This window comes from Ameyamaea chiangmaiensis, assembly GCF_013376175.1.
GTDB classification, from domain to species: Bacteria; Pseudomonadota; Alphaproteobacteria; order Acetobacterales; family Acetobacteraceae; genus Ameyamaea; species Ameyamaea chiangmaiensis.
Map to the genome: position 1 here is coordinate 1 of NZ_JABXXR010000101.1, position 10960 is coordinate 10960.

A 10960-nucleotide genomic window follows, 5' to 3' on the forward strand; every position below is an offset into this window, starting at 1 on the left:
GTCCTGAACACGCGCGGCCAGATCGCCCGCTGGCGCGAGGCCGCGCGGCTGGCCGGGCACCCCCTCGACACCGCCGTGCAGATCGACAGCGGCATGTCGCGATTCGGGCTGTCCGAAACCGACATCCAGGCACTCGCCGATGACCCGCGCGCGTTAGACGGGTTGTCGCTGTCCCTGGTCATGAGCCACCTCGCCTGCGCCGACGACCCCGCGGATCCCGCCAACGCCGCCCAGCGCGACCGCTTCGTCACCCTGGCGGACCGGCTTCCACGCGCGCCGCGCAGTCTGGCGGCGTCGTCAGGCATTTTCCTGGGCGACGGGTTTCACTTCGACCTGGTCCGCCCCGGCGTGGCGCTGTATGGCGTGGCGCCGAACCGGGTCATCGACAACCCGCTGGCGTCGTGCGTGCGGCTCGACGCGCATGTGCTCCAGATCCGCGAGGTCGGGCCGGGCGACGGGGTGGGCTACGGCCTTAGCTTCCGCCCCGGTCGACCGATGCGGATCGGCACGATCGCCGTCGGCTACGCCGACGGGTTCGCACGGCGCGGCGCGGCGGCAGGCTGCGCGTGGTTCGGCGATATCCGCCTGCCGGTGCTCGGCCGCATCTCGATGGATTCGATGTCGGTCGACCTGTCGGACATCCCCGAACGCCTGCTGCGCGACGACATGGCCGTCGAACTGATCGGCCCCCACCGCACGATCGACGACGTGGCTGAGGCCGGCGGAACGATCGGTTACGAAATCCTGACCTCGCTCGGGCGGCGTTACCACCGCGTCTGGCACACGGCCTGATCGGCCCTTTTCGACGGATACCACACGCATGAAAATTATCGTCCTCGGTGCCGGCGTCGTCGGCGTGACATCGGCCTGGTATCTGGCGCAGGCCGGCCACGACGTGACCGTTATTGACCGGCAACCCGCATCGGGGCTGGAGACCAGCTTTGCGAACGCGGGTCAGGTCTCGCCGGGTTATTCCTCGCCCTGGGCCGGGCCGGGCGTGCCGCTCAAAAGCCTGAAATGGCTGATGATGAAATATCGTCCGTTCGTGGTCTGGCCGCAGGCCGATCCGCATCAATGGCGATGGATGCTGCAGATGCTCGAAAACTGCACGACCGACGCCTATGCGCGCAACAAGGAGCGCATGGTGCGGCTGGCGGAGTATTCGCGCGACGTGCTGGTCGATCTGCGCGCCACCACCGGGATCACCTACGACGATCGCCAGCAGGGCACGCTGCAGCTGTTCCGCACCCGCAAGCAGCTCGATGCGGCAGCCAAGGACATGGACGTGCTCCGGGCCTCCGGCGTGCCGCACGAGATGCTCGACGTCGCGGGCTGCGTGGCGCGGGAGCCCGGGTTACGCGACACGGCGCACAAGATCCTGGGCGGCCTGCTGCTGCCCGGCGACGAAACCGGCGACGCGTTCGTGTTCACCCAGCGCCTCGCCGCCATGGCCGAAGCCGCCGGCGTCCGCTTTGCCTACGACACGCCGATCCGGGGCCTTGTGGAAGACGGCGGCCGCATCGCCGGCGTGCGGACCGACACGGGCACCCGGCACGCCGATGCCTATGTGCTGGCGCTCGGTAGCTATTCCCCGGCGATGGTGCGCCGTCTGGGGATCGACCTGCCGATCTACCCGGTCAAGGGATACTCGCTGACAGCGCCGATCGTCGACGAAACGCGCGCGCCCGTGTCCACCGTCATGGACGAAACCTTCAAGATCGCCATCACCCGTCTGGGCACGCGCATCCGCGTCGGCGGCACCGCCGAGATCGCCGGGTTCAGCACACGCCTGCGCGCCCCGCGCCGTGCCACGCTGGAACATTCGGTGACCGACCTGTATCCGGGCGCGGGCGACATCCCGGCCGCGTCCTTCTGGACCGGGCTGCGTCCCATGACGCCGGATGGCACGCCGATCATCGGGCGAACGAAACTGGCCAACCTGTTCCTCAACACCGGTCACGGCACGCTGGGGTGGACCATGGCCTGCGGGTCGGCACGCGTTCTCTCGGACGTGATGTCGGGAAAAATGCCCGATACTCCGCATGAGGATCTGGGCATCGTGCGGTATACGCGCTGAAACGCCCCACAGACATCGGCAGGCCCCTCCCATGACAACCGCGCGCGCCATCATCGACGCCCTCGCCCTCAGCCCACACCCGGAGGGCGGATGGTATCGGGAGACATGGCGGGATGCGGACCCGGCCACGGGGCCACGCGGTCGCGCGTCGCTGATCCACTACCTGCTCGAACGCGGCCAGCGGTCGCACTGGCACCGCATCGATGCCACCGAGATCTGGCTCCATCAGGGCGGGGACGCCTTGCGCCTGCTGACATGGGAGGGTGCGGCGCGGCGCACACAGATCCTCGGTCCCGACCTTGCCGACGGGCAGCGGGCACAGGGTGTCGTCCCACCCGGGGCGTGGCAGTCGGCGGAGGCCGTGGGCGACTGGGTGCTGGTCAGTTGTGTGGTCAGCCCGGGCTTTTCGTTCGATGCCTTCGAGATGGCACCCGACGGGTGGCAACCGCCGCCCTGAGCCCGGGCGCGCACCCTCAGAACGTCGTCGAGACCGTGCCCATCATCGTAAAGCGCGGTGTCACCATGAACGCATTGCCGTAACCGGTCGCGGACGGCTGGCTGCCGCTCCAGACGGTGCTGGTGTCGTTGCGACTGTAGATCGCGCCCATCGCGCCGGTACGCACGATCGCGCCGGTCAGATTGGTGAAGTTCAGCTTGAACGTCGGCGCTTTCATGAAACCGATGGGCGCGAAGTGATAGCCCAGCGACAGCGTGTCCGTGACATAACCCGGCATGCGCTGATCCCCGGCCACGCTGACCGACTGCGGCCCGGTGTAGTGCACGCTGGCGTTGGAGAAGAACCCTTTCCAGACATAGGACAGACCGAAATTGGCCATGACGTGCGGCGCCATGATCGCCTGCGTCCCGGCCGACCGCAGCATCACGTTCTGATAGGGATCGAAGACGTTCGAGTCCTGCGTGGCATGAAGATATTCGACCGACGCATAGGGACTGACGCCATGGATCGACCGGCCGGCGATCATAAAATCGAAGCCGCGCATCTGCTGGTTGCCGATCGAAAACGGCGAATAGTTATTCATGCCGACATACTGGTCGACGATCCGGTTCGTGACGTTGTAGTTGAAGAACGACGCGTCGATCATGAACCACGCATTATGATAACGCCAGCCGAGCTCCTCTTTGATGGAATACTGGTTTTTCGGGATGGGCACATCGGTGTACAGCCAGCCGAGATCGACCTGGCTCGGCTGGCGATAGTCGCCCTCCACATTCAGGTAGACCTGGTTCTGGTCATTGATCTGATAGCCGATCTGAAGCTGCGGCAACGGCTCGGTGCGATTGGCGGACTGGCGTCCGTAGTAGTCCCGGTTCCAGGTATTCGACATCACGAACTTGAACCCCGCATGGATCGTCAACCGGTCGCGCAGATATTTCGCCGTGTCCTCGACGAACAGGGCATGGATCTCATACCCCGCGTCCTGCCGGTCTCCGAGGTCATAGCTGAACGCCGGGTTGAGCGGGTTGGGCGCGCCTCCACCCGGCAGCGCATAACTCTGCGGATAGCCCTGAAGTGTGTAGGTGTTCTCATACCAGTAACCGGCCGAGACCGTATTGTGCGCATCGGGCTGCCAGTTCAGGCGGGTGGTGACGCCGACCTGTCGCGTGCCGATCTGGTTGAAATAACCGATGAGGTTGCGCGTCGTGCCGTCGCTGGCCGTCACCGGGTCGAGCGGAGACGCGTCGTAGCCGGTGCCGTAGCTGAAATAGGGTTGCAGATCGACGGACAGTCTGGCCGGTAGCGCGATGTGGATCGGTGCCGTGAGAAACACCTGATTCCAGTGATCGTTGTTGTTCTTCCAGTAGTTGGCATTGGCCGGATCGTCGGAGCGGCCGTAGCCCTGCCCGGTGTGCTTGTAGAGCAGAAAGGCTGATTCCGTCGGGTAATTGTCGATGACGAAATTTTCGTTATTCCACGATATGAAAACCTTCGCGAAGGACCCGTTGGCCCAGTCCTTCTGCAGACCGAAATCGATGTGTTTGCGGTCGTTGATCCCCGAACCCATCCAGCTGCGCGTGTGGGTGTTCGAAAATGAGACAAACCCGCGCACGCCCGACGCGCCGATCTCACCGGACTCAAGCCGGATGAATTCGCGCGAGAGATTGTTGGTGCCGTAGGAAAAATCGACCATGCCACCGGCAACCCGGTCCGGGGTGTGCGATGTCTCCTGCATCACACCGGCCGCTGCCGACATGACCGGCAGACTGGTCGCCGCACTGCCCGGTGTCAGGCTGACCTCCTCAAGGTTTTCGGAATCGATGTTTTCGGACAGATATTTTGCCGCCGCCGCCGGAGCCCCGTCCAGCATCAGGCCCATGTCCAGATCGGTCAGGCCACGCGTCTGGATCTGGCCGCCCTCCATGCCATAGGCGTCAGGCTGGCTGACGTTGACGCTCGGCAGCGTCTGGATAAGGTCCAGCGCATTGCTCGTCGGCGACCGCATCTCAATATATTGTTTATCGACCGTCTGCGTCGCGCGCGGGGCGGTTTCGATCCGCATCATTCCACCACCGCCGTTCAGCGCGCGGCGCGAGGTGGTCACGGAGATGGCTTCAGGCTGCGCCGGAACCGCCGGGGCGGAGGCGCGCGTCGCCTGGGCGGCGTGGGACGCCTTCGCTGGCGACGCGGGGCGGCCTGGCGTTATCGCTGTCTGGGCGAAGGCGGATGGAATGGCCATCCAGCACAGGAGACCGATCGGCCATCGCATTCCACGCCATACTGGACCACCGGTCATACGCTGTCCCTACCGAGAAATGGTGAGACAAGGTTATCGGCGACGCCGTCCGCGCCGGGCAATAAAAAGACACGGGTGCAGAATGATTTAGCAACATGATGTTGCTAAATCATCACAATAACGATCAGTCCTCGCCACGACGACCGCCGGACAGCCCTAGGCGCCGGCGCTGTCCAGACGCGCCTGTTCGGACGCCGTGAGGTCCAGCGCCGCGGAACGCGCGAAGGTCTCGATATGGGCGGGCCTGGTGCCGCTGGCGATCGGCGCCGTCACACCCTGGCGCGCCATCAGCCATGCCAGAGCCACCTCGGCACAGGTCGCGTCGTGGGCTGCGGCGACCTCGTCCAGCGCACCCAGTATCGCCATGCCACGCGCATCGAAATAGGTCCCGACGCGCTGGCCACGCACGCTCTGCCCAAGATCGTCCTTGCTTCGGTACTTGCCGGTCAGAAAACCCGAGGCGAGGGCGTAGTACGGCACAACCCCGATCTCTTCAGACAGACACAGATCCCGCAACGGACCTTCGAAACTGCCGCGACCATACAGGTTATACTCGGGCTGGATCACCTCGTAGCGAGCCAGCCCGTCGCGGCTGGAGATGTCCAGTGCCTCGCGCAACTGCGGCGCATCGAAATTGGACGCCCCCACAGACAGCACCTTGCCCGCGCGCACCAGCGCGTCGAACGCGCCGAGCGTCTCGGACTGCGGCGTTTCGGGGTCGAATTTATGCGCGAAATACAGGTCGATCCGGTCGGTGCCCAGGCGTCGCAGCGATCCTTCGACCGCCTCCGCAATCCAGCGGGGGGACAGGCCCTGACGCCCCTCCCCGCCGAGATCCATGCCCACCTTGGTGAAGATCCGCACCCGCTCGCGCATACCCGGACGCGCCTTCAGCCACCGCCCGATGATCGTCTCGGACTCGCCGCCCTGATTGCCGGGGAACCAGCGCGAATAGACATCGGCCGTATCGATCGCATCGAAACCGTGATCGACGAATGCGTCGAGCAGGGCAAAACTCGTGGCCTCGTCGACGGTCCAGCCGAACACGTTGCCGCCGAACACGATAGGCATGATCGTCGGGCCGGTACGGCCCAGTCTGCGCATCTGCATGGTATGATCCTTGGTCGCCGTCAGAAAAACGGTGCGACCATGCCCGGCCGGACGCGCCCCTGTCGAGGGAGGCTGCTCAGGTCGTGGAGGCGGACGTGTCGACCAGACCCAGATCAGACGCGGTCTGAACAACCGAGGCCGCCACCATGTCCGACGCGCCCGCCACGGCATGGACGACCCTGCCGGCCACGGGGCCCAGCGACGGATGGTCGATCAGGGCATAGAAGCGACTCAACGCGACGGAGCGGTGAAATTCTATCAGTGACGACAGTCTTCCCCCTTTCCGCACGCGCGCCGCCCTGACCGGGCACCTTCACATCCTTGGCATCGGTATGTGCCGCCTCAGTTCTCGACCAGCGACCAGGCGCCGTCGACTTTCTTGAAATTGAGCTGCGCCGTGTGCGTGCCCTTGTCGCTGGCGGCCGTGACCGCGCAGTGGTACACGCCGTTGTCGCGCGCGGTGCAGTCCGAATCCGTCACGCGCAGGCTGGCCGGGTCGTAGGGGCCGTCCACCAGTCCCAGAGTCCGGTCCGACGTCTGCTGATTGACGTTCTGCATCTGGGTCCGCACGACCTGTTCGATCTCGGCGTTCGTGGGCGCACCTGCCTTGCCACAGCTTGTGATCAGCAGCACAGGGGCCAGCAGGAACGCGCCGGCGAGAGAGGCGGAGACGGTGCGCGCGTGGATGGAGAGCATGAATGACATTCCTGGTTCGTGTCCTTGCCGTGCTTAACGCGCCGGAGCGGCACCGGGTTTTCACGTCGCGCCGCCCGTGCCACACAGATGTGTGCGCTATCGCAACGGATACGCGGCCACATCCGGCCCCGGCATGACAGGAACCCCATGAGCAGCCTTCCCCTCTCCACCGCGATCGCGCGCCTAAGCCTTGTGCTGGGAGTGCCCGGGTTTCTCGTGCTGGTCGTCATTCCGGTGCTGGGCCGTTCGACACAACGTGTCGCGGGCCTTCCACTGTCGGTCCTGGCCCTGTTCTTCAGCTTCGGACTCGTGGCCCTGTGCATGGCCGTTGCCTGGTTCGCGTTCGACCGCCATGCCCCGGGTCTGGATGACGCCGATGGCTAGTGCGGTTTTCGCCTTCGTCATCCTGCTCTCGCTCGGGATCGCCCTCGCCTCGCGGCGCGGCCATGGGCATCAGGACAGCCGTGACTTCTTCGTGGCCTCCGGCCAGTTCGGTGGCGTGCTGGCACTTGTCCTGGCGGTCGGCGAGACCTACAGCGCCGGCAGCATTCTGGGCTTTCCCGCCGCAGCCTATGGACAGGGCACCGGCTTCGTCCTGTGGTTTCTGGGCTATATCCTGCTGGCCTATCCCATCGGCTACGTCATCAATCCGTTGCTGTGGCGCGCCGGGCGCCGCCACGGCGCGCTGACGGCAGCCGACCTGTTCCGCGCGCATTTCGACAGCCGGGGTCTCGAACGGCTGATCGTGGCCAACGCGATCCTGTTCATGCTGCCGCTGGGGGAACTGCAATTCGCCGGCCTGCTGACGGTCATGGGTGAGTTCCCGTGGCACATACCGTCCATCGTCCTAAGTTCGCTGGCCGGCGTCCTGACCTTTCTGTGGCTCATGATATCGGGTATCCGGGCGCCGGCTTATGTGTCGATCATCAAGGACGTTCTGATCGTCGTCGCGGTCGTCCTTGTCGGCGCGGCGGCGCTGCACGCCATGGGTGCCCTCGACCATCCGCTGGCAGCACTGCCGCCGGCACGGCCGATCACCGGGCGGGAGCAGAGCTACGATATTTCGACCATCCTGCTCCAGGCGATGGGCTTCTGCGCGGCGCCGCAGACGGTCAGCTTCCTGTTCACCGCCCGGTCGGGCCGCATCTTGCGGCGCAACCAGATCATCATGCCGCTCTATATGCTGATGTTTCCGCTGCTCTATTGTGTCGCGCTGTACGCCCATGCGGTGCACCTGCCACTGGCGTCCGCCAATGCGGTGTTTCTGACCAGCGCGCGCGCGCTGCTGCCGGGGTGGGCGACGGGTCTGGTGGCCGGAGCCTGTGCACTGTCGGCACTGGTGATCCTGGCGAGTATCTGTCTGGCAATCGGCCCGCTGGTGTCCCACAACCTGTTGCATGGCCTGTCCGACCGTCAGCAGCAACGCGGGGCCAAGGCGGTCATCGCGACCTATCTGGTGTTCTCCATCCTCGCCGCGGCGCACCTGTCCGGCTTTCTGGTCACGCTTACCAGCCTGTACTATCTCGGCATTGCACAGATGGTGCCGGGCCTTGCCCTCATCGCCTTTGGTCAACGCCCGCGGGCGCTGGCCGTCGGCATGGGGCTGGTGGCCGGCGATGTCGTCGCGGTCGGGCTTTCCCTCGCCGGACAACAGCCGCTCGGCCTGAACCCGGGTCTGATCGGGCTCTGCGTCAATCTGGCTCTTCTGGCCGTACTCTGGAAACACCCACGTCAGGCGGGCGCCTTGCGCGACGCCTGACAGATCCTGGCCGCGTCAAGTCAGAACCACGTCCGAAGCCCGACGGTGAAGCGGACCGTGTCGCGGGCCTGTCGCTCGTCCGGGCGCAGGACGGCGCCGCTTCGGCCGAACTGTCCGTCGTAGGTCACCGCGACATATGGGGAGAAGGAGCGACTGATGTCATAACGCAAACGCAGCCCCGTATCGATATCCGACAACCCCGAGGCAACACCCCGTCCGGGATCCCGACGGCTGTAAAAGTTGAGTTCCGCCTGGGGTTGCAGGATCAGACGGTTCGTCAGCATCAGATCATATGAACCCTCCAGCTTGCCGGCCACGCGCCCGTCGCCGGAGACGTAGAACGTCGCCCCTAGCTCGAAAAAATACAGGGCCAGCCCCTCGACCCCGAAGGCACCCCAGACACGCGACGGCCCGTCATCGATGTCCGCACGCACCCCCGCCTGCACATCGAAATAGGTTGAAATCGGACGGTCGTAGAACAGCTCGTGATCACCATCGTGAAAACCCGTGCTGCCCAGCGTGCCTTCCGACTTCAGCCAGAGGCGGTTGTAATCGGTGCCCACCCAGGCCTGCCCGTCGTAACGGAACTGCGTTCCGGACGGCGCATAGCGTGCTTCGAGTTGTTCAAGGATCGCATGGGCATAGATCCCGTGATCCATCACCGGCATGACACCACTGACATAGTGCACGGGCGCCGAAACCACGGGCGCTGCCTCCGGCATGGTCATGATGCCCGCCGACGGCACCGTGCCCGGCGTTGTGATGGCGGGTCGGCTCGTCGGGGCGGCATGCCTATGGACGATAGCCTTGGCCGGCACGCCGTGCGACACGGACGCGGGTGGTCGTACGGGCGGGGCGGGCATCGGCATGGTCATGCCGGGCATGTCGTCCATGGCCATGCCGGCCATGGGCGCCGCCTGGGCCACCATCGGCCAGAGGGTGCACGCGGCCCACAGCACACGCGCCCTCATGACACCACCACCGTGCGGAACATGCCAAGCTCCATGTGGAACATCAGGTGACAGTGGTAAGCCCACTGACCGGGGACATCGGCCGTCACCAGATAGGTCAGCCGGCTGCCGGGTTGCGAAATGATCGTGTGTTTGTAAGGCTGGAACGCGCCCTGCCCGTTCTCCAGCTCGCTCCACAGGCCATGCAGATGGATCGGGTGCTCCATCATCGTGTCGTTGATCAGCACGAAGCGCACACGCTCGCCCAGCCGCAGCCCGATCGGGGGGGCCTCGGAAAACTTGCGCCCGTCAAACCCCCAGATATAGCGCTCCATGTTGCCGGTCAGATGCAGGGTGATCTCCCGTCCCGGCGGTCTTGGGTCGCGCCCGGGGCGCAGCGCGCGCAGATCGGCATAACGCAGGACACGGCGCCCGTTATCGCGCAACCCGTCACCGGGATCGCCCACCCGGTCTATCGGCATCGACGCCACATTCTGGTTCTCGACCGTCCGACCGACTGGCGAGGTCATCGGCATCGCCATCCCGGACATGGCGCCGCCTTTCATGTCCATGGTCCCCATGCCCATGTCCATCATGGTGCGAACGGGTCGCGGGTCCATCGGGGGTATGGCCACCACCTGGCCGGCCTGTTCGGCGATCGTGCCGCGGGCGTAGCCGGTGCGATCCTCGCTCTGGACGAAGATGCTGTACGCACGACCCGCCTGCGGCGTTACGATCACGTCGTAGGTCTCGGCCACGCCGATGCGAAATTCATCGACCGCAACAGGAACGACATCGTTGCCGTCGGCCTGTACGACCTGCATCGAGAGCCCGGGGATACGCACGTCGAACAGCGTCATCACCGCGGCATTGATAAAGCGCAGACGCACACGCTCGCCCGGCGCGAACAGCGCGGTCCAGTTCGCGTCCGGCGGCAGGCCGTTCATCAGATAGGTGTAGGCCACTGCGCTGACGTCGGAAATGTCGGTAGCGTTCATCCGCATCCGCGACCAGCGCAGGCGGTCGGCCAGCGCGGCGCCCAGACCCTCACGGCCGGCATCCCCGACGAGCGATGCTGCCGTTCGCTGACGAAAGCTGTAGGTATCGGGATCGAATTTCAGGTTGGATTCGATCCGCTCCTGCGGTGTGTCGGTCCAGTCCGACAACACGACGACGTAGTCGCGCTCCACCGCGTTCGGGTCGCGACCGGCGGGATCGATGACGATCGCGCCATACAGCCCGCGCCCTTCCTGCATGTTGGAATGGCTATGGTACCAGTACGTCCCGCTCTGCCGCACCGCGAAGCGATAGGTGAAGCTCTCGCCAGGCGGAATGCCGGCGAAACTCAGCCCCGGTACGCCGTCCATGTCGGACGGCACGCGTACGCCGTGCCAGTGGATCGAGGTCGTCTCGTCCAGCGTGTTCACCACATCGAGCGTGACCTCGTCACCCTCGCGCCAGCGCAGCACGGGGCCGGGCACGCAGCCGTCCACTGCCGGCGCCAGTGTGGTGCGGCCGGTGATGTTGACGGGCGTCGCCCCCACCACCAGCCGATGGTGCGAGGTCGCCCGGTCGGGCACGCGACCACGGGCCGGATCGGAAAAGGCGCGGGGCA

General features: G+C 65.4%; 11 protein-coding genes. 5 read left to right on the plus strand and 6 right to left on the minus strand.

Features of this window, described 5'->3' with window-relative positions:
• From HUK82_RS11630 to HUK82_RS11640, 3 genes are all read left to right on the plus strand, one after another.
• Positions 1–792, plus strand: a 792-nt coding sequence (locus HUK82_RS11630) for an alanine racemase (protein ID WP_176614117.1), incomplete at its 5' end; no start/stop codon positions are given.
• A 28-nt stretch (positions 793–820) separates the two neighbouring features.
• Positions 821–2077: a D-amino acid dehydrogenase gene (locus HUK82_RS11635; RefSeq protein ID WP_176614118.1), complete on the plus strand. Its 1257-nt coding sequence runs from the start codon at positions 821–823 to the stop codon at positions 2075–2077.
• A 31-nt stretch (positions 2078–2108) separates the two neighbouring features.
• Entirely contained in the window at positions 2109–2534 is a 426-nt protein-coding gene (locus HUK82_RS11640; RefSeq protein ID WP_176614119.1) for a cupin domain-containing protein, read from the plus strand.
• A gap of 16 nt (positions 2535–2550) precedes the next feature.
• Here HUK82_RS11640 and HUK82_RS11645 read toward each other — a convergent pair whose 3' ends face one another.
• The 4 genes from HUK82_RS11645 to HUK82_RS11660 all read right to left on the minus strand — a co-directional run bounded on the left by HUK82_RS11645 (position 2551) and on the right by HUK82_RS11660 (position 6636).
• Complete coding sequence (locus tag HUK82_RS11645; protein WP_373318250.1) at positions 2551–4803, minus strand: TonB-dependent receptor; 2253 nt, start codon at positions 4801–4803, stop codon at positions 2551–2553.
• Positions 4804–4986: 183 nt separating this feature from the next.
• Complete coding sequence (locus tag HUK82_RS11650; protein ID WP_176614121.1) at positions 4987–5940, minus strand: aldo/keto reductase; 954 nt, start codon at positions 5938–5940, stop codon at positions 4987–4989.
• A 76-nt stretch (positions 5941–6016) separates the two neighbouring features.
• Positions 6017–6175, minus strand: a complete 159-nt coding sequence (locus HUK82_RS11655) for a hypothetical protein (protein ID WP_176614122.1) — start codon at positions 6173–6175, stop codon at positions 6017–6019.
• 107 nt (positions 6176–6282) lie between these two features.
• On the minus strand, positions 6283–6636 hold the full coding sequence (locus HUK82_RS11660) for a hypothetical protein (RefSeq protein WP_176614123.1): 354 nt from the start codon (positions 6634–6636) through the stop codon (positions 6283–6285).
• 147 nt (positions 6637–6783) lie between these two features.
• Here HUK82_RS11660 and HUK82_RS11665 point away from each other — a divergent pair, with 147 nt between their 5' ends.
• Both HUK82_RS11665 and HUK82_RS11670 read left to right on the plus strand, forming a co-directional pair.
• Positions 6784–7020: a hypothetical protein gene (locus HUK82_RS11665; protein WP_176614124.1), complete on the plus strand. Its 237-nt coding sequence runs from the start codon at positions 6784–6786 to the stop codon at positions 7018–7020.
• Entirely contained in the window at positions 7013–8395 is a 1383-nt protein-coding gene (locus tag HUK82_RS11670) for a sodium:solute symporter family protein (RefSeq protein WP_176614125.1), read from the plus strand. Before HUK82_RS11665 ends, HUK82_RS11670 begins: the two co-directional genes overlap by 8 nt.
• Positions 8396–8415: 20 nt before the next feature.
• Here the strand turns inward: HUK82_RS11670 and HUK82_RS11675 are convergent, their stop codons facing one another.
• Together HUK82_RS11675 and HUK82_RS11680 are read right to left on the minus strand one after the other, a co-directional pair.
• Positions 8416–9366 (minus strand): copper resistance protein B, encoded by a 951-nt coding sequence (locus HUK82_RS11675; protein ID WP_176614126.1) that lies wholly within the window; start codon positions 9364–9366, stop codon positions 8416–8418.
• On the minus strand, positions 9363–10960 hold a 1598-nt coding region (locus HUK82_RS11680; protein ID WP_176614127.1), incomplete at its 5' end, for a copper resistance system multicopper oxidase. The genes HUK82_RS11680 and HUK82_RS11675, both read right to left, overlap by 4 nt.

What these genes read in the sequence shown, in the direction of transcription:
- HUK82_RS11635 (WP_176614118.1), top strand. Translation starts at nt 821, where the DNA reads ATGAAAATTATCGTCCTCGGTGCCGGCGTCGTCGGCGTGACATCGGCC.
- HUK82_RS11640 (WP_176614119.1), top strand. Translation starts at nt 2,109, where the DNA reads ATGACAACCGCGCGCGCCATCATCGACGCCCTCGCCCTCAGCCCACAC.
- HUK82_RS11645 (WP_373318250.1), bottom strand. Translation starts at nt 4,803, where the DNA reads ATGCGATGGCCGATCGGTCTCCTGTGCTGGATGGCCATTCCATCCGCC.
- HUK82_RS11650 (WP_176614121.1), bottom strand. Translation starts at nt 5,940, where the DNA reads ATGCAGATGCGCAGACTGGGCCGTACCGGCCCGACGATCATGCCTATC.
- HUK82_RS11660 (WP_176614123.1), bottom strand. Translation starts at nt 6,636, where the DNA reads ATGCTCTCCATCCACGCGCGCACCGTCTCCGCCTCTCTCGCCGGCGCG.
- HUK82_RS11665 (WP_176614124.1), top strand. Translation starts at nt 6,784, where the DNA reads ATGAGCAGCCTTCCCCTCTCCACCGCGATCGCGCGCCTAAGCCTTGTG.
- HUK82_RS11670 (WP_176614125.1), top strand. Translation starts at nt 7,013, where the DNA reads ATGGCTAGTGCGGTTTTCGCCTTCGTCATCCTGCTCTCGCTCGGGATC.
- HUK82_RS11675 (WP_176614126.1), bottom strand. Translation starts at nt 9,366, where the DNA reads ATGAGGGCGCGTGTGCTGTGGGCCGCGTGCACCCTCTGGCCGATGGTG.